Source organism: Salmonella sp. SSDFZ54, from assembly GCF_004010735.1.
Taxonomy (GTDB): Bacteria; Pseudomonadota; Gammaproteobacteria; order Enterobacterales; family Enterobacteriaceae; genus Salmonella; species Salmonella enterica.
The window spans coordinates 3412051-3430810 of the sequence record NZ_CP034819.1 but is presented as its reverse complement, the minus strand read 5'-3'; the positions used below and the strand labels follow the sequence as shown (position 1 = coordinate 3430810).

General features: G+C 52.6%; 21 protein-coding genes. 16 read left to right on the top strand and 5 right to left on the bottom strand.

Translation table 11 applies throughout. From position 1 onward, the window contains the following. The first annotated feature begins 6 nt into the window (after positions 1-6). Genes lptE through nadD form a run of 3 tightly spaced genes read left to right on the top strand, consistent with a single transcriptional unit; the run spans position 7 to position 2271 of the window. The gene (gene lptE / locus EOS97_RS16915; protein WP_001269950.1) at positions 7-597 is read left to right on the top strand and encodes an LPS assembly lipoprotein LptE; all 591 of its coding nucleotides are present in this window, start codon (positions 7-9) and stop codon (positions 595-597) included. After that, on the top strand, positions 597-1628 hold the full coding sequence (gene holA / locus EOS97_RS16910) for a DNA polymerase III subunit delta (protein WP_000620498.1): 1032 nt from the start codon (positions 597-599) through the stop codon (positions 1626-1628). Before lptE ends, holA begins: the two co-directional genes overlap by 1 nt. A gap of 1 nt (position 1629) precedes the next feature. Next, positions 1630-2271, top strand: coding sequence for a nicotinate-nucleotide adenylyltransferase (gene nadD, locus EOS97_RS16905; RefSeq protein WP_001518902.1), 642 nt, complete (start codon positions 1630-1632; stop codon positions 2269-2271). Here the strand turns inward: nadD and cobD are convergent. Then, a complete protein-coding gene (cobD, locus tag EOS97_RS16900) occupies positions 2246-3340 on the bottom strand; it encodes a threonine-phosphate decarboxylase CobD (protein WP_001173249.1) in 1095 nt (364 codons plus the stop codon). The genes nadD and cobD overlap by 26 nt on opposite strands. 96 nt (positions 3341-3436) lie before the next feature. Between cobD and EOS97_RS16895 the strand changes: the two genes are divergently transcribed. The 11 genes from EOS97_RS16895 (at position 3437) to lipA (ending at position 14242) form a co-directional block, all read left to right on the top strand. Then, a complete protein-coding gene (locus tag EOS97_RS16895) occupies positions 3437-4045 on the top strand; it encodes an adenosylcobalamin/alpha-ribazole phosphatase (protein WP_001241921.1) in 609 nt (202 codons plus the stop codon). Between the two features lie 328 nt (positions 4046-4373). Beyond that, a complete protein-coding gene (gene rsfS, locus EOS97_RS16890) occupies positions 4374-4691 on the top strand; it encodes a ribosome silencing factor (RefSeq protein ID WP_001161670.1) in 318 nt (105 codons plus the stop codon). A 3-nt stretch (positions 4692-4694) separates the two neighbouring features. Next, entirely contained in the window at positions 4695-5162 is a 468-nt protein-coding gene (rlmH, locus tag EOS97_RS16885) for a 23S rRNA (pseudouridine(1915)-N(3))-methyltransferase RlmH (RefSeq protein ID WP_000776107.1), read from the top strand. A 30-nt stretch (positions 5163-5192) separates the two neighbouring features. Next, a complete protein-coding gene (mrdA, locus tag EOS97_RS16880) occupies positions 5193-7094 on the top strand; it encodes a peptidoglycan DD-transpeptidase MrdA (protein WP_000828700.1) in 1902 nt (633 codons plus the stop codon). Positions 7095-7096: 2 nt separating this feature from the next. Then, positions 7097-8209, top strand: a complete 1113-nt coding sequence (gene mrdB / locus EOS97_RS16875) for a peptidoglycan glycosyltransferase MrdB (protein WP_000131713.1) — start codon at positions 7097-7099, stop codon at positions 8207-8209. A 10-nt stretch (positions 8210-8219) separates the two neighbouring features. Then, on the top strand, positions 8220-9353 hold the full coding sequence (gene rlpA / locus EOS97_RS16870; protein ID WP_001231303.1) for an endolytic peptidoglycan transglycosylase RlpA: 1134 nt from the start codon (positions 8220-8222) through the stop codon (positions 9351-9353). Positions 9354-9492: 139 nt separating this feature from the next. Further along, the gene (gene dacA / locus EOS97_RS16865) at positions 9493-10704 is read left to right on the top strand and encodes a D-alanyl-D-alanine carboxypeptidase DacA (RefSeq protein WP_000858711.1); all 1212 of its coding nucleotides are present in this window, start codon (positions 9493-9495) and stop codon (positions 10702-10704) included. Positions 10705-10811: 107 nt separating this feature from the next. Continuing rightward, positions 10812-11075, top strand: a complete 264-nt coding sequence (gene ybeD / locus EOS97_RS16860; protein ID WP_000850547.1) for a DUF493 family protein YbeD — start codon at positions 10812-10814, stop codon at positions 11073-11075. Positions 11076-11174: 99 nt separating this feature from the next. Then, on the top strand, positions 11175-11816 hold the full coding sequence (gene lipB / locus EOS97_RS16855; RefSeq protein WP_000284009.1) for a lipoyl(octanoyl) transferase LipB: 642 nt from the start codon (positions 11175-11177) through the stop codon (positions 11814-11816). Between the two features lie 301 nt (positions 11817-12117). Further along, complete coding sequence (locus tag EOS97_RS16850; RefSeq protein ID WP_001282822.1) at positions 12118-13071, top strand: YbeF family transcriptional regulator; 954 nt, start codon at positions 12118-12120, stop codon at positions 13069-13071. 205 nt (positions 13072-13276) lie between these two features. Next, a complete protein-coding gene (gene lipA / locus EOS97_RS16845) occupies positions 13277-14242 on the top strand; it encodes a lipoyl synthase (protein WP_000042640.1) in 966 nt (321 codons plus the stop codon). Positions 14243-14327: 85 nt separating this feature from the next. Here lipA and tatE read toward each other — a convergent pair whose 3' ends face one another. Both tatE and EOS97_RS16835 read right to left on the bottom strand, forming a co-directional pair. Further along, positions 14328-14531 carry a twin-arginine translocase subunit TatE gene (gene tatE, locus EOS97_RS16840; RefSeq protein ID WP_000503938.1) on the bottom strand — a complete coding sequence of 68 codons (204 nt, stop codon included), beginning with the start codon at positions 14529-14531 and terminating at the stop codon, positions 14328-14330. Positions 14532-14659: 128 nt separating this feature from the next. After that, positions 14660-15448: a deaminated glutathione amidase gene (locus tag EOS97_RS16835; protein WP_000495776.1), complete on the bottom strand. Its 789-nt coding sequence runs from the start codon at positions 15446-15448 to the stop codon at positions 14660-14662. A gap of 89 nt (positions 15449-15537) precedes the next feature. Between EOS97_RS16835 and crcB the strand changes: the two genes are divergently transcribed. Then, the gene (crcB, locus tag EOS97_RS16830; protein WP_000939753.1) at positions 15538-15921 is read left to right on the top strand and encodes a fluoride efflux transporter CrcB; all 384 of its coding nucleotides are present in this window, start codon (positions 15538-15540) and stop codon (positions 15919-15921) included. A gap of 58 nt (positions 15922-15979) precedes the next feature. Here the strand turns inward: crcB and cspE are convergent, their stop codons facing one another. Beyond that, positions 15980-16189, bottom strand: coding sequence for a transcription antiterminator/RNA stability regulator CspE (gene cspE / locus EOS97_RS16825; protein WP_000034826.1), 210 nt, complete (start codon positions 16187-16189; stop codon positions 15980-15982). Between the two features lie 187 nt (positions 16190-16376). Then, positions 16377-16949, bottom strand: coding sequence for a lipid IV(A) palmitoyltransferase PagP (gene pagP, locus EOS97_RS16820; RefSeq protein ID WP_001623090.1), 573 nt, complete (start codon positions 16947-16949; stop codon positions 16377-16379). 378 nt (positions 16950-17327) lie between these two features. On the opposite strand from pagP, the gene dcuC reads away from it, so the two are divergent. Then, complete coding sequence (dcuC, locus tag EOS97_RS16815; RefSeq protein WP_000958619.1) at positions 17328-18713, top strand: anaerobic C4-dicarboxylate transporter DcuC; 1386 nt, start codon at positions 17328-17330, stop codon at positions 18711-18713. The last annotated feature ends 47 nt before the right edge of the window (positions 18714-18760 follow it).

The following is an 18760-nucleotide window of genomic DNA, read 5'->3' as shown; positions in this document are numbered from 1 at the left end:
GGAAGCGTGCGATATCTGGTAACACTGTTGTTATCTCTGGCGGTGCTGGTCACCGCCGGATGCGGCTGGCATCTGCGTAGCACTACGCAGGTTCCGGCTTCAATGAAAACGATGATCCTCGATTCCGGCGATCCGAACGGTCCGCTAAGTCGTGCGGTACGTAATCAGTTACGGCTGAATAACGTAAACCTGCTTGATAAAGACACAACGCGCAAAGACGTTCCGTCTCTGCGGCTTGGAACGGTGACTATTTCGCAGGATACGGCGTCAGTGTTCCAGGACGGCCAGACGGCGGAATATCAGATGGTGATGACCGTCAATGCCTCGGTATTGATTCCGGGCCATGACATCTATCCTATCAGCACGAAAGTGTACCGTTCGTTCTTCGATAACCCGCAGATGGCGTTGGCGAAGGATAACGAGCAGGCCATGATCGTTCAGGAGATGTACGACAAAGCCGCTGAACAGCTGATTCGTAAGCTGACCAGCGTCCGCGCGGCGGATATTCAGGCGACGAAAGAGGAGGCTACCGCCGACAATGAGACGGCGGCGCCCGCCTCTACGCCAGCACGCGTCTCCACTACGCTGAGTAACTAATGATCAGGTTGTATCCTGAACAACTCCGCGCGCAGCTCAACGAAGGGCTGCGTGCGGCATATCTATTATTGGGCAACGATCCGCTGCTGCTGCAGGAAAGTCAGGACGCTATTCGTCTGGCGGCTGCGTCGCAAGGCTTCGAAGAGCACCACGCTTTTACTCTCGATCCCAGTACCGACTGGGGATCGCTTTTCTCACTCTGCCAGGCGATGAGCCTGTTCGCCAGCCGTCAAACGCTGGTGCTGCAACTGCCGGAAAACGGGCCTAACGCGGCAATGAATGAGCAACTCGCCACCCTGAGCGAGCTGCTGCATGACGACCTGTTATTAATAGTACGCGGAAACAAGCTCACCAAAGCGCAGGAAAACGCCGCCTGGTATACCACGCTGGCAGACCGTAGCGTTCAGGTCAGTTGTCAGACGCCGGAGCAGGCGCAGCTTCCCCGCTGGGTGGCCGCCAGAGCGAAAGCACAGAATTTGCAACTGGATGACGCCGCGAACCAACTGCTGTGCTATTGCTATGAGGGCAATCTGTTGGCGCTGGCGCAGGCGCTGGAACGACTGTCGCTGCTTTGGCCTGACGGTAAGTTAACGCTTCCTCGCGTGGAGCAGGCCGTCAATGACGCCGCCCACTTTACCCCTTTCCACTGGGTGGATGCGTTACTGATGGGGAAAAGCAAACGCGCGCTGCATATCCTGCAACAGCTACGCCTTGAAGGCAGCGAACCGGTTATTCTGCTGCGCACCCTCCAGCGAGAGCTGCTGCTACTGGTAAATCTCAAACGTCAGTCCGCGCATACGCCGTTACGCGCGCTGTTTGATAAACACCGGGTCTGGCAAAACCGTCGCCCCATGATCGGCGACGCGTTGCAGCGTCTCCATCCTGCGCAGCTTCGCCAGGCCGTGCAGTTACTGACGCGTACAGAAATTACGCTCAAACAGGATTATGGTCAGTCGGTATGGGCAGATCTTGAAGGGCTGTCGCTCCTGCTCTGCCATAAGGCGCTGGCAGACGTATTTATTGATGGGTGATATGAAATCGTTACAGGCTTTATTCGGCGGCACCTTTGATCCGGTGCATTATGGACATCTTAAACCTGTTGAAACGCTGGCGAATCTGATCGGCTTATCGCGGGTGATTATTATGCCTAACAATGTGCCGCCGCATCGCCCCCAGCCGGAAGCCTCCAGCGCGCAGCGTAAATATATGCTGGAGCTGGCTATCGCCGATAAGCCGCTTTTTACGCTGGATGAACGCGAGCTACAGCGAAACGCGCCCTCTTACACTGCGCAAACGCTGAAAGCATGGCGCGAAGAACAGGGTCCCGAAGCGCCGCTGGCGTTTATTATCGGCCAGGACTCGCTGCTTAACTTCCCCACCTGGCATGATTACGACACCATCCTTGATAACACTCACCTGATCGTTTGTCGTCGTCCGGGCTATCCCCTTGAAATGACGCAGGCGCAACACCAGCAGTGGCTGGAACAGCATCTGACCCATACGCCAGACGATCTGCACCAGTTGCCAGCCGGTAAAATTTACCTGGCGGAAACGCCCTGGCTTAATATCTCCGCAACCCTCATCCGCGAACGGCTGGAAAAAGGCGAGTCCTGCGACGATCTGTTGCCGGAAAACGTGCTGAACTACATCAATCAGCAGGGGTTATACCGGTAAGCACATTGCGCAGCGCCGACAGCAGACGCTCGTTTTGCGCAGCGCTGCGTATCGCCACACGATAATAGCGGCTGTCCAGCCCCGGGTAGTTAGCGCAGCTACGAATTAAAATCCGCTGCGTCAGCAACCGCCGCTGCAGGTCAATATCCTCTCGCTCACAGCGTAACAACAGATAGTTTGCCCGCCCGGGATAGACCGTCAGCAGGGGGAGCTGACAAAGCGCCTGATAAAACCGGGCGCCCTCCTCCCGTAACCAATGCCAGGTCGCCTGTTGCCAGGCGCTATCCTGTAACGCTACCTCACCGGCAAGCGCAGCCAGCGCGTTAACCGACCACGGCATTTGTTGGCGACGCATCCGCGCCACCGCCGCGTCATCGCTATTGACGAGATATCCCAACCGCAGGCCGGGAATGGCATAAAATTTGGTCAGCGAACGCAACACCCAGATATGCGGATTATCTTTAAGAGCAGGAATAAAGCCCGTCTCATGCGGAATAAAATCGATAAACGCTTCATCCAGGATCAGGTTAATGTTCAGCGATTTGCAGCGTACGGCAATGGCCTGTAATAACTGCCGCTCCGGCAGCAGGCCGGTAGGATTATTGGGCGTACACAGAAACAGGCAGTCCAGATCGGGCGTCAACGCCTCAAGAATGGCATCGGTAAGCTGCCAGCCATCCGCTTCGCGTAGAGACCAGCGACGAATTTCACAGCCAATTTGCGCCAGCGCCCGGCCATACTCCGCGAAACCTGGCGTGACAATCATTGCACGACGCGGTTTAAGACCGCTCGCCACGGTAAAGATTGACTCCGTCTCGCCATTTCCCGCCAGTATCCACGATGCCGGCACCTGATGATGACGCGCCAGCGCCTGGTGCAAATGAAAATAATCGGCGTCCGGGTAGCGCTCAATGCAGTCCAGATTGTCGATAAGCGCGCGTTTCACGCTGACAGGCATACCCAGCGGATTAATGTTTGCGCTAAAATCCAGTAACTGGTCAGGCGAGATGCCCAACACCGTCGCGGCTTCCCGAATATTACCGCCATGCGCGCTGTTGAATAACGCCATTATGCCTCCGGCCAAAAAACGCTATTTTAGTGAAAAAAACGTTGCGCAATCAGGGGCATTATCATGTTTTGCGCATTTAACCTCATGAGGAATACCATGCGATTGTGGCTGGTGCGTCATGGCGAAACCGAGGCCAATGTCGCCGGGTTGTATAGCGGACATGCTCCCACGCCGTTAACGGAAAAAGGGATTGGCCAGGCGAAAACGCTACATACTTTATTGCGCCACGCGCCATTTGACAGGGTGTTATGCAGCGAGCTGGAGCGCGCGCGCCATACCGCCCGGCTCGTACTGGAGGGCCGGGATGTGCCGCAACACATCTTACCTGAGCTTAATGAGATGTACTTTGGCGACTGGGAAATGCGCCATCACCGCGACCTCGCCCATGAAGATGCCGAAAGCTATGCTGCCTGGTGTACGGACTGGCAGAATGCGGTTCCGACCAATGGCGAGGGTTTTCAGGCTTTTACCCGGCGCGTAGAGCGCTTTATCTCGCGACTCGACGCGTTTAGCGATTGCCAGAACCTGCTGATCGTCAGCCATCAGGGCGTACTCAGCCTGTTGATTGCCCGTCTGCTCGCAATGCCTGCCGCCTCGCTATGGCATTTCCGGGTAGAACAGGGATGCTGGAGCGCAATCGACCTGTGCGAAGGGTTCGCCACCCTGAAAGTATTAAATAGTCGTGCCGTCTGGCGGCCTGAGTGATGAATTTTCCGTTTTTTCTCGCCGCAGCGGTTTCGCCCATTGACAGCCCCCGACAGGCTGTTATTCTCCGCAGCCAGGCTTTTTTCACCTTGCAGAGCTTTGCAGAAATTGTTTTACAAAAATGGCGATGCTTTCTGTGACGTGGGATGGGATGATAATCTGGTTTTAAACGCCGATCCGGCGACATAAGTCCCGGTATCGCTGCTAATTCAGGTATACTACACGGCGTCCCGCCGGAAGGTTAGCGTTAACTCGCAACGCCTTACCGGTCCAGCCTGTTGGCCTTTTTTCTATCGTTATAACGCAATTATTCACCCAGGGGGAAAACTTGCAGGGTAAAGCACTCCAGGATTTTGTTATCGACAAAATTGATGACCTGAAAGGTCAGGACATCATCGCCTTAGATGTTCAGGGTAAATCCAGTATCACCGACTGTATGATTATTTGTACCGGCACCTCCAGCCGTCACGTTATGTCTATTGCCGACCACGTGGTGCAGTCGTCGCGCGCGGCCGGTATGCTGCCATTGGGCGTCGAAGGCGAAAATGCGGCTGACTGGATTGTCGTCGATCTGGGCGATGTGATTGTGCATGTCATGCAGGAAGAAAGTCGCCGCCTGTATGAACTGGAAAAACTCTGGAGTTAATGCGTGAAGCTGCAACTTGTCGCTGTCGGCACGAAGATGCCCGACTGGGTTCAAACGGGATTTACGGAATATCTGCGTCGTTTTCCGAAAGATATGCCCTTTGAGCTGATCGAAATCCCTGCGGGCAAACGCGGCAAGAACGCGGATATCAAACGCATTCTCGACAAAGAGGGCGAGCAGATGCTGGCCGCCGCCGGTAAGAATCGCATTGTTACCCTGGATATTCCAGGCAAGCCGTGGGATACGCCGCAGTTAGCCAATGAGCTGGAGCGCTGGAAACAGGACGGGCGCGACGTCAGTTTGCTGATTGGCGGCCCGGAAGGATTATCTCCCGCCTGCAAAGCGGCAGCGGAACAGAGCTGGTCGCTCTCGGCGTTAACGCTCCCTCACCCGCTGGTTCGGGTTCTGGTCGCGGAGAGTTTGTACCGGGCGTGGAGCATCACAACCAACCACCCTTATCACCGTGAGTGATCGTGAAGTCTTGAGAAGATTAAGCAGCGGATGAAACGACAAAATTCTTTTCGTGACTATACGGCTGAGTCCGCACTGTTTGTGCGTCGGGCGCTGGTCGCCTTTTTGGGTATTTTGCTGCTGACCGGCGTACTGATCGCCAATTTGTATAATCTGCAAATTCTCCGTTTTACCGATTACCAGACCCGCTCGAACGAAAACCGTATCAAGCTGGTGCCAATTGCGCCAAGCCGCGGGATAATCTACGACCGTAACGGCATTCCCCTTGCGCTGAACCGCACTATCTATCAGATTGAAATGATGCCGGAAAAGGTGGATAACGTTCAGCAAACGCTGGATGCGCTACGCAGTGTGGTCGATTTAAACGACGACGATATCGCCGCCTTTAAAAAAGAGCGCGCCCGATCCCATCGCTTTACTTCTATTCCGGTGAAAACAAACCTGACGGAAGTTCAGGTCGCGCGCTTTGCTGTCAACCAGTACCGTTTTCCGGGCGTCGAAGTCAAAGGCTATAAACGCCGCTATTATCCATACGGATCGGCGCTGACCCACGTTATCGGCTACGTATCGAAAATCAATGATAAAGACGTCGAGCGTCTCGACAGAGAAAACAAACTGGCGAACTACGCCGCCACCCATGACATCGGCAAGCTGGGCATTGAGCGCTACTATGAAGATATTCTGCATGGGCAAACCGGTTATGAAGAGGTTGAAGTCAACAACCGCGGTCGCGTTATTCGCCAACTCAAAGAGGTGCCGCCGCAGGCCGGACACGATATCTACCTGACGCTGGATCTCAAGCTCCAGCAGTATATTGAAACGCTGCTGGCAGGCAGTCGCGCGGCGGTGATTGTCACCGATCCGCGTACCGGCGGCGTGCTATCGCTGGTCTCCATGCCAAGTTACGACCCTAACCTTTTCGTGGATGGCATCTCCAGCAAAGATTACTCCGGGCTGCTTAACGACCCGAACACGCCATTAGTGAACCGCGCGACTCAGGGTGTCTACCCACCCGCTTCTACCGTTAAGCCTTACGTCGCCGTATCGGCGTTAAGCGCTGGCGTCATCACCCGTAACACCAGTCTTTTCGACCCTGGCTGGTGGCAGTTGCCGGGGTCTGAGAAACGTTATCGCGACTGGAAAAAATGGGGCCACGGGCATCTGAATATCACCAAATCCCTTGAAGAGTCGGCGGATACCTTCTTCTATCAGGTGGCCTATGACATGGGGATCGATCGCCTGTCAGAATGGATGGGTAAGTTCGGCTATGGTCACTATACCGGAATTGATCTCGCAGAAGAGCGCTCTGGTAATATGCCGACCCGCGAGTGGAAACAGAAACGCTTTAAAAAACCGTGGTATCAGGGCGATACGATTCCGGTGGGCATCGGCCAGGGCTACTGGACGGCAACGCCGATTCAGATGAGTAAGGCGCTGATGATCCTTATTAACGACGGTGTAGTTAAAGTCCCGCACCTGTTAATGAGCACCGCGGAAAACGGTAAACAGGTGCCGTGGGTACAGCCGCATGAGCCGCCGGTGGGCGATATTCACTCCGGCTACTGGGAAATTGCGAAAGATGGCATGTATGGCGTCGCCAACCGCCCTAATGGCACGGCGCATAAATATTTTGCCAGCGCGCCCTATAAAATCGCGGCGAAGTCGGGCACCGCGCAGGTCTTTGGCCTGAAGGCCAACGAAACGTACAATGCGCATAAAATCGCCGAGCGCCTGCGCGACCATAAATTGATGACCGCCTTTGCGCCGTATAACAATCCCCAGGTCGCCGTCGCGATCATCCTTGAAAACGGCGGCGCAGGCCCGGCAGTAGGCACAATCATGCGCCAAATCCTTGATCACATCATGCTGGGCGACAACAACACCCATTTGCCTGCGGAAAACCCGGTGGTTGCAGCGGCGGAGGACCAATAATCATGACGGATAATCCGAACAAAAAAACCTTCTGGGATAAAATTCATATCGATCCCACGATGCTACTTATTCTGCTGGCGTTACTGGTTTACAGCGCATTGGTCATCTGGAGCGCCAGCGGCCAGGACATCGGCATGATGGAGCGTAAAATCGGTCAGATTGCGATGGGGCTGGTGGTCATGGTGGTGATGGCGCAGATCCCGCCGCGCGTGTATGAAGGCTGGGCGCCCTATCTCTATATCATTTGTATCATTTTGCTGGTCGCCGTTGATGCCTTTGGCGCAATATCCAAAGGCGCGCAGCGCTGGCTCGATCTGGGAATCGTTCGCTTTCAGCCTTCGGAAATAGCCAAAATCGCCGTGCCGCTGATGGTCGCCCGCTTTATTAACCGTGACGTCTGCCCGCCCTCGCTGAAAAATACCGCCATCGCCCTGGTATTAATCTTTATGCCTACCCTGCTGGTCGCCGCCCAGCCGGACCTGGGGACGTCTATTCTGGTCGCCCTTTCCGGTCTCTTTGTCCTATTTTTGTCTGGTCTGAGCTGGCGCTTAATTGGGGTCGCCATTGTATTGATCGCTGCATTTATTCCTATTTTGTGGTTTTTCCTGATGCACGATTACCAACGCCAGCGCGTCATGATGCTCCTTGATCCGGAGACCGATCCGCTGGGCGCGGGCTATCATATTATTCAGTCTAAAATCGCCATTGGCTCAGGCGGCCTGCGCGGTAAAGGCTGGCTCCATGGCACCCAGTCGCAGCTGGAGTTTTTACCCGAACGCCATACCGACTTTATCTTCGCGGTACTGGCGGAAGAGCTCGGTCTGGTGGGCATCCTGATTCTGCTCGCGCTCTATATTTTGCTAATAATGCGCGGTTTGTGGATTGCCGCCAGAGCGCAAACTACATTTGGTCGCGTGATGGCTGGCGGATTAATGTTAATATTATTCGTTTATGTCTTCGTAAATATTGGTATGGTGAGCGGTATTCTGCCTGTGGTTGGAGTACCTTTACCCCTGGTCAGCTACGGGGGCTCCGCACTGATTGTGCTGATGGCCGGGTTCGGGATTGTGATGTCGATCCACACCCACAGAAAAATGTTGTCGAAAAGCGTATAAGGGGTGCGCAATGCGTAAGCAGTTGCCTGTAATCTGCGTCGCGGCAGGGATAGTACTACTCGCGGCATGTACTAATGACGGCGGTCAGCAGCAAACCACCGTCGCGCCGCAACCTGCGGTATGTAATGGTCCGACTGTGGAAATCAGCGGAGCGGAACCGCGTTATGAACCTCTGAATCCGACTGCAAACCAGGATTATCAGCGTGACGGTAAAAGTTATAAAATCGTTCAGGACCCGTCCCGCTTTAGCCAGGCTGGCCTGGCCGCTATTTATGATGCGGAACCCGGCAGTAATTTAACCGCCTCCGGGGAGATGTTCGATCCGATGCAGCTTACCGCCGCCCATCCGACACTGCCTATCCCCAGCTATGCGCGAATCACCAACCTGGCCAACGGTCGCATGATCGTCGTGCGTATTAACGATCGCGGCCCCTATGGCACCGATCGGGTCATCTCCCTGTCCCGCGCGGCGGCGGATCGTCTGAATACCTCGAATAATACTAAAGTACGGATTGACCCCATTATCGTGGCGCCGGATGGTTCACTCTCCGGCCCGGGGATGGCCTGTACGACGGTGGCGAAACAGACCTACGCTCTGCCCCCTCGCCCTGATTTAAGCGGCGGAATGGGAAGCGCCTCTTCAGCGCCTGCGCAACCGCAAGGCGACGTTCTTCCGGTCAGTAATTCCACGTTGAAAAGTGACGATACCACCGGCGCGCCGGTGAGCAGCAGCGGCTTCCTCGGCGCGCCGACTACGCTGGCGCCTGGCGTGCTGGAGAGTAATGAACCGACGCCGGCGCCACAGACAGCGCCGGTTTCCGCGCCGGTGACGGCTCCAGCGACTGCGACGCCGGTGAGCGCGCCTGCCGCCGCAGCCCCGGTATCTGCCCCGGTGAGTGCGCCAGCCGCCGCGGCGAGCGGTCGTTTCGTCGTCCAGGTCGGCGCCGTCAGCGATCAAACGCGTGCGCAGCAGTACCAACAGCGTTTAAGCCAGCAGTTCAGCGTACCAGGGCGCGTAATACAAAACGGCGCGGTCTGGCGTATTCAACTGGGGCCTTTTGCCAGTAAAGCCGAAGCCAGCGCATTACAGCAACGTTTGCAAACAGAAGCACAATTACAGTCCTTTATCGCCAGCGCGCAGTAACCGATCGCAGGTATCTGTACTGTCAATTTCTGTAAATGACATTAACAAAGTCACGCGGAAAGTCAGATGCCTGCCAGTTATGCTTTTGCTATAGTAGGGCTCTTTTTTTAATTTCATCACGGACGTCGTAGTTCAGACCATGAAGACCACTTTTTCCGCTCGTTTTATGCAGCGCATGGCGCTCACCACGGCGCTTTGTGCCGCGTTTATCTCAACCGCACATGCCGATGACCTGAATATCAAAACTATGATCCCGGGCGTTCCGCAGATCGATGCGGAATCCTACATCCTGATCGACTACAACTCCGGCAAAGTTCTGGCGGAACAAAACGCCGACGAACGTCGCGACCCGGCTAGTCTGACGAAGATGATGACCAGTTACGTCATCGGACAGGCAATGAAAGCGGGTAAATTTAAAGAAACCGACCTGGTTACCGTCGGTAATGACGCCTGGGCCACCGGCAATCCGGTATTTAAAGGTTCCTCGCTGATGTTCCTCAAACCGGGAATGCAGGTACCGGTCTCTCAGTTGATACGCGGCATCAATCTGCAATCCGGTAATGACGCCTGTGTGGCGATGGCTGATTTCGCCGCCGGTAGCCAGGATGCTTTCGTCGGGCTGATGAACAGCTATGTGAACGCGTTAGGGCTGAAAAATACCCACTTCCAGACCGTACACGGCCTGGACGCCGACGGACAATACAGTTCAGCTCGCGATATGGCGCTGATTGGTCAGGCGTTAATTCGCGATGTGCCTAACGAATATGCCGTTTATAAAGAAAAAGAGTTCACCTTTAACGGCATTCGCCAGTTAAACCGTAACGGTCTGCTGTGGGATAACAGCCTGAATGTGGACGGCATCAAAACCGGCCATACCAGCAAAGCGGGCTATAATCTGGTCGCTTCCGCAACCGAAGGCCAGATGCGGTTGATTTCCGCCGTAATGGGCGGACGAACCTATAAAGGCCGTGAAACAGAAAGCAAAAAACTGCTGACGTGGGGCTTCCGTTTCTTTGAAACCGTTAATCCGCTGAAGGCTGGTAAAGAGTTCGCCTCTGAACCCGCCTGGTTTGGTAATACCGATCGCGCCTCGCTGGGCGTCGATAAAGACGTTTACCTGACGATCCCTCGCGGTCGCATGAAAGATTTGAAAGCGAGCTATGTACTGAATACCGCAGAACTGCACGCGCCGCTGCAGAAAAACCAGGTGGTCGGCACCATCAACTTCCAGCTGGACGGTAAAACCATCGAGCAGCGTCCGCTGGTCGTACTGCAAGAGATCCCGGAAGGGAACTTCTTCGGTAAAATCATTGATTACATTAAATTAATGTTCCATCACTGGTTTGGATAAAAATTGAACGCTTGAAAGTGTGATTTTCGTCCCCATATACTATGCATCAGTAAAACTCCCGCCCTGTGGCGGGAGTTGTTATTTTTTTACGTAATGCCGGAGCTGACATGAAAACCAAACTTAACGAACTGCTTGAATTCCCTACGCCATTTACTTACAAAGTAATGGGGCAGGCGTTACCTGAGCTGGTTGATCAGGTGGTTGAAGTGGTACAGCGCCATGCGCCTGGTGATTACTCTCCGACGGTAAAACCGAGCAGCAAAGGCAACTACCACTCGGTCTCTATCACCATTAATGCCACCCATATTGAACAGGTTGAAACGTTGTACGAAGAACTGGGCAATATTGATATCGTGCGAATGGTATTGTAATACATCCAGACGGTTACCCGGTCTTATCCGGGTAACTCCCCGCCTCCCCCGCTGTGATATACTTTCCTCTCTTTTTTCATTCTCTACGGAGATGCCGTTTTGTATCAGGATAAAATCCTTGTCCGCCAGCTCGGCCTTCAGCCCTATGAAGCTATCTCTCAGGCCATGCATAACTTTACCGATATGCGCGATGAAAACAGCCATGATGAAATCTGGTTGGTTGAGCATTACCCGGTGTTTACCCAGGGCCAGGCCGGTAAAGCGGAACATATATTGATGCCTGGCGATATTCCCGTTGTGCAGAGCGATCGTGGAGGACAGGTGACCTATCATGGTCCGGGCCAACAGGTAATGTACGTTTTACTTAACCTGAAACGACGTAAACTGGGCGTGCGTGATTTAGTCACCCTACTTGAACAGACCGTGGTGAATACGCTGGCTGAAATTGGTATTGAGGCGCATCCGCGCGCCGATGCGCCGGGCGTCTACGTGGGTGAAAAGAAAATCTGCTCGCTGGGTTTACGTATCCGTCGCGGCTGCTCATTCCACGGTTTAGCGCTAAACGTTAACATGGATCTTTCTCCTTTCCTGCGTATCAACCCGTGTGGTTATGCCGGCATGGAAATGGCCAAAATAACGCAGTGGAAGGAAGACGCTACCACGGATAATATTGCGCCCCGCTTGCTGGCGAATATTTTAGCTCTGCTAAATAATCCACCGTATGAATATATTGCTGCTTAATGCGTAAAATATAATGGCCCAAGAAATTTATGGGTCATTAATCATATATGATTTGAATGCTTTACTTCTCCCCCCGCTTTCTATATTTTCGTTATATCCCTGCTGTAGCCGCCAGGTGGCATGGCCTCTTCAGTCCTCATGATGAGGAATTTTCCGTGAACAAAATCCCGGCCTTGCTGTTACTTATCTTATTGAAATGACTAAAAATACATTCATAAGAGTAATTTTAAAACCAACTCATAAATGCAAAATATACTATTTCATCTATTATTCATAATACGAATGAATTCGGAGCCAGAGCGTGAGTGATAATAATCAGGCAGAAAGACAACCGGCCGATCAACACCTACAAGACAAACCGCAAATTTTCAGAACACTGAGAAATATTGACCTCAATCTGTTGACGATTTTCGAGGCCGTATATGTCCATAAAGGGATCGTCAATGCAGCGAAAATTCTTAACCTGACGCCGTCAGCCATCAGCCAGTCCATTCAAAAATTACGGACTATATTTCCCGATCCGCTGTTTATTCGCAAAGGCCAGGGCGTAACGCCCACGACGTATGCTACGCATCTGCACGAATACATCAGTCAGGGGCTGGAATCTATTCTTGGCGCCCTGGATCTTACGGGCAGCTATGATAAGCAACGTACCATTACAATTGGCACGACGCCTTCGGTCGGCGCGCTAGTGATGCCGATTATTTACCAGGCCATCAGGCCGCGTTATCCTCAGCTTTTGCTGCGCAACATTCCGGTAGACGATGCCGAAAGCCAGCTTACTCAGTTTCAGACCGATCTCATTATCAATACCCATAGCTATAACAACCGGAGCATTCATCATCACGTCCTGTTTAGCGATACGCTTGAGATTGTCTGCCGCCAGCATCACCCGTGTCTGGCGAACGCCATTACTGAAGAGAGACTGAACAGCGCGGATCACACCTTTCTGATGCTGGAGGGACAACATCTTTCCCTCCTGCGCCAGCGACTGCAGGAGACATTTCCCGATCAGCAAATCAGTTTTAGCAGCTACAATATTTTTACCATTGCCTCGCTGATCGCCAGCAGCGATCTGCTGGGACTGATGCCCACCCGCTTCTACAACTTATTTAGCCGCTGCTGGCCGCTTGAACGCCTTCCCTACGCGCCGGTGAATAGTGAACAGGTCGAGTTCTCGCTGCATTACAATAAACTGAGTCTGCGCGATCCGGTGCTGGAGAACGTCATTGATATCATTCGTGAGGCGTTCTGACAAAAATGTTGCATTCAGGTCACGGAAGATATGGGCAAACAGCACAAAACAACAACTATTTTACATTTTGCCGGGCTGTCAGGCTGCTTTATGGCCCTTATCAATGATATACTGCGTGTCACAAATTCAAAAATAGTTGATAAATACAACTTTCCCTTGAATTGAAACGCTTTCCTTCGTTATTCGCAACTGGAACACGCACGCTATGAGTAAACCCATTGTGATGGAACGCGGTGTAAAATACCGCGATGCCGATAAGATGGCTCTTATCCCGGTTAAAAATGTGGTCACAGAGCGCGACGCTCTACTACGTAAACCGGAATGGATGAAAATAAAACTTCCGGCGGATTCTACCCGTATCCAGGGCATCAAAGCCGCAATGCGCAAAAATGGCCTGCATTCTGTCTGCGAGGAAGCGTCTTGCCCAAACCTGGCTGAATGTTTCAACCACGGTACCGCTACGTTTATGATCCTTGGCGCCATTTGCACTCGCCGCTGTCCGTTCTGTGATGTCGCCCATGGCCGCCCCGTTGCGCCGGATGCGGAAGAGCCGCAGAAACTGGCGCAAACGATCGCCGACATGGCGCTACGCTATGTGGTCATCACCTCTGTCGACCGTGACGATCTGCGTGACGGCGGCGCCCAGCATTTTGCTGACTGCATCACCGCCATCCGCGCCAAAAGCCCGGAGATAAAAATAGAGACGCTGGTGCCAGACTTCCGTGGACGTATGGATCGCGCGCTGGATATCCTTAACGCGACGCCGCCGGATGTGTTTAACCACAACCTGGAAAACGTGCCGCGTATTTACCGCCAGGTTCGTCCGGGCGCCGATTACAACTGGTCGCTGAAATTACTGGAACGCTTCAAAGAAGCGCACCCGGAAATTCCGACAAAATCGGGTCTGATGGTGGGCTTAGGCGAAACCAATGCGGAAATCATTGAGGTTATGCGCGACTTACGCCGTCACGGCGTTACCATGCTGACGCTTGGTCAGTATCTACAGCCAAGCCGCCATCACCTGCCGGTACAGCGTTATGTCAGCCCGGAAGAGTTTGACGAGATGAAAGCGGAAGCCCTGGCGATGGGCTTTACCCATGCCGCCTGTGGCCCCTTTGTACGTTCTTCGTACCATGCTGATCTCCAGGCCAAAGGCATGGAAGTGAAATGATCGTGTAATAGACGCTTACATTTCAGGCAAAAAAAACCGGCAACTTGCCGGTTTTTTTACTCTGCGGAGCAAGCGCATCGCGCAATTACTCTTTGTGCGAGAGTTTTTCAGCCTGAACGCTACCGTCGACGTCTTTCTTAACGCCCGCGTCTTCATCGTTCATTGCTTTCTTGAATCCTTTAATCGCCGTGCCCAGGTCTCCGCCCAGCGTACGTAACTTCTTGGTACCAAACAGCAGAACAACCAGTGCGGCAACCACCAGCAGTTTGGTAATACTAATCTCACCCATAGATACCTTCTTCACTAAAAACAGGCTGCGTAACGCGCCGGATTAACCTGAGAATATTAACGGTCTTTCGACGCGCGCACACAATAGCAATCTGTAACAAGGTGAATCAAGCTTTGCGTAAAAAAACATCATAATAATTGCGGTGGCGCAAATCGTCGTTGCTGCAAAAGAGGAAGTTGCTCCCGCACCTGGTCTATTCGTTCTCTGAATATTTCCGCGACGATCAGCGCCGGACGATCGGCTGCCGCGGCTATCGTTACCCCCAACGGATCGATAATACGACTTTGACCAATATTACGATTACCACACTCCCCGGCCGCAATCATATAGCAGGTGGTATCCAGCGCTCTCGCCGCCAGCAGCGTCGACCACTGCTGCTCTTTCAACGGGCCGCGAACCCAGCCCGTCGGCAGCGCCAATACGTCAGCCCCCTGTAAAGCCAGCGCTAACGCCATATCCGGAAAGCGCAGGTCATAACAGGTCATAAGCCCCACCTTAACCCCCTCCACGTCCAGCACAGGCGCGATAACGGTTCCGGCATCAATACTTTGGGATTCTTGCATCGAAAACGCATCATAGAGATGCAGCTTCGCGTAACGCGCGACAATGTGACCCGCCCGTAGCGCCACCAGCATATTAACCGCCCGTCCAGGCGTTGACGGGACAAGGATAGTGAATATCGTCGTCATATTATTATGAGCGCTTTCTTCCAGAAGCCGCGTCATAAACGCGCCATCCAGCGGCTGCGCGGCGCGAATCGGCAGGTCAAGGTCGATGTCATCTCGCGCTAATATCCCCTCAGGCAGCACCAGAAGCGATACGCCGCGGTCCGCCGCCTGAGCCATTAACGAAACGCAAACTTGCGCATTCTCTTCCCATACAGAACTCACCACAAACTGCCCGGCTGCAACGAACATATCCCTCCCACACCTCTGTCAGGACTCGCCAATTATGCGTGTTCGGCGTTACACTCCTCTTGTATAGCAATTAAATAAAGGATTCGGCAGTGTTACAGCTTCTTTTAGCAGTTTTTATCGGCGGTGGAACGGGGAGCGTAGCCCGGTGGATGCTAAGTATGCGTTTTAATCCGCTTCATCAGGCGATTCCCATCGGTACGCTAACAGCAAATTTGCTTGGCGCGTTTATTATCGGCATGGGGTTCGCCTGGTTTAACCGCATGACACATATCGATCCGATGTGGAAAGTGCTCATCACGACCGGCTTTTGCGGCGGCCTGACGACCTTTTCTACTTTTTCTGCCGAAGTGGTATTCTTGCTGCAAGAGGGGCGCTTTGGCTGGGCGCTGCTGAATGTGCTGATTAATCTGTTGGGTTCGTTTGCCATGACGGCGCTGGCATTCTGGCTATTTTCCGCCGCAGCGGCGCGTTAAGCGCAAAAAAAAACCCGCCGAAAGGGCGGGTTTTGAAATCTTGCTGTCGGACGTATGCTTACAGAGCAGTTACGTTTGCAGCGGAAGGGCCTTTGGCACCGTTAGTGATTTCGAACTCTACGCGCTGACCTTCAGCCAGAGTTTTAAAACCATTGGTCTGGATTGCAGAGAAGTGTACGAACACGTCTTTGCTGCCATCTTCCGGAGTAATGAAACCGAATCCTTTGGATTCATTAAACCACTTAACGTTACCTTTAATCTTAGACATCAAAATTACCTTTACATGAAAAATAGACACAAATGCTGTGTCGGATACCAGTACAACAATTGTGATGCATTTTGTCCAGTCGAACTTTGCGAAAAAGTGATAAATATCGCGTTAATTTTTAGCTAACTCTAGCTACCTATTGTTTTTTAAGACTTTTTAATTCACAACTGAAGCATGCCCTTCCCCGTCAAAACTGGAAACGCATCCAGGCGAAATAGACGTTTCCGTTGTTATACGAACCCGGAATGTAGGTCATCTGAAAGGTAGCGGGCCCATAACCTATCGACGCTAAAGGCAACAGCACAGGGATGGGAATATAATTCCAGTTGTCGCGCGCGGTAACGCCTGCGGTAAAGCCCAGTCCCAGACGAAAATTATCGTCTTCCAGCGGTCGCCAGGTTTTTTCCCAGCCATAACCGCCTATGGGTTCCCATTTGTTAAATGAATCTTTAAAGGCCATCATATAGAGGCCATGCCAGTTGCCTTTATCGTCCCAGCGCGACTGACCAAAACCAACGCCCCACGGCCGCTCGTTATAGCGATCCGTTTTCTCTTTATCGTAGGCAAAGCGCGCATGCCAGGTAATGGCGGGGACATACAAATCATAATGCTCAGGCTGTCGCCACGTTTCTGCGACGTTATCGGTAAACGTGTTAAACCACCCTTTATCCGCCGCAGAGACTGAAGGAATAGCCAGCCATGGCATAACAAGGAGAGCAATAATAAGAAAATACTTTCTGATAATCATCACAACAGCCATACCGTTCAAAAATTCGACTGTGATAATAACAACATTAACCTGAATAAAATCTTAACAAACTATAAACAGAGAATAATCTGAGAGAGTATCGGGTTAACGGCGTTTGATTTAGCACTCAGAACCGTCGCGCGCTCCTTAATAAGCTTTCACAAAAAACACAAAACAAAGCACAACAAATAAAACAATAAAATAACAATAAATTAATACTTATAGCGCTACAGAAAATTCGTATAAGCATATTTCATCTTTAGCGATGACATGAAAAAATAACCGCGCCGTGATTTTAATCAGTAAGGCGCCATCCTTTATTCGGTACATTTTTATACCACTTTTGTGGCTCTTATTTTTACTCTGGGTGTCGATAAGACAGGGGAAACAATGCTAACAGTTATAGAGCTCCTTATCGGAGTCGTCGTTATTGTGGGTGTAGCGCGCTACATCATTAAGGGATATTCCGCCACTGGCGTTTTATTTGTCGGCGGTCTGGTTCTGCTTATTATCAGCGCGCTGATGGGGCATAAGGTATTACCTGCCAGCGAAACCAGTACCGGCTATACCGCAACAGATATTGTTGAATACATCAAAATTTTGCTTATGAGTCGCGGCGGCGATCTTGGCATGATGATCATGATGCTATGCGGCTTTGCCGCCTATATGACGCATATCGGCGCGAATGATATGGTCGTGAAGCTGGCGTCGAAACCTTTACAGTACATAAACTCGCCCTACCTGTTGATGATTGCCGCCTATTTTGTCGCCTGCCTGATGTCACTGGCCGTCTCTTCCGCGACGGGGCTTGGCGTACTGCTCATGGCTACTCTCTTCCCGGTGATGGTCAACGTCGGCATTAGCCGCGGCGCGGCGGCGGCTATTTGCGCCTCGCCGGCCGCTATTATCCTCTCGCCAACGTCTGGCGATGTGGTTTTAGCCGCAAAAGCGGCGGAGATGCCGTTAATCGATTTCGCGTTCAAAACCACGCTGCCGATTTCCATCGCCGCCATTATCGGTATGGCGATTGCGCATTTTTTCTGGCAACGCTATCTGGATAAAAAAGAGAACATTTCACATGAGATGCTGGACGTGGCGGAGATTACCACCACGGCCCCGGCGTTTTATGCCCTTTTGCCGTTCACGCCCATTATCGGCGTACTGATTTTTGACGGTAAATGGGGGCCGCAGTTGCACATTATTACCATTCTGGTGATCTGTATGCTGCTGGCCGCCGTGCTGGAATTCGTGCGCGGTTTCAACACGCAAAATGTGTTTTCCGGCCTGGAAGTGGCTTATCGCGGCATGGCGGATGCGTTTGCCGGCGTTGTGATGCTGCTGGTCGCGGCGGGCGTTTTCGCCCAGGGGCTGAGCACCATTGGCTTTATCCAAAGTCTGATCTCGATTGCCACTTCTTTTGGCTCCGCCAGCATTATTCTGATGCTGGTCTTAGTGATTTTAACCATGCTGGCCGCGATGACCACCGGTTCAGGCAATGCGCCTTTTTACGCCTTTGTTGAGATGATCCCTAAACTGGCGCACTCCTCCGGCATCAACCCAGCCTATTTATCCATCCCAATGCTGCAAGCCTCAAACCTGGGGCGCACGATTTCGCCGGTCTCCGGCGTCGTGGTCGCTGTCGCCGGGATGGCTAAAATATCACCGTTTGAAGTGGTGAAACGCACGTCCGTTCCGGTCATCGTCGGTCTGTTGATCGTCATTATCGCCACGGAAATTATGGTGCCAGGCGCCTCTTCCGCCGTTACCGGCGGCTGATAGCCGGTAAGCCGGGGCGAGGGAAAACATCGCCCCGGCATCTTAAA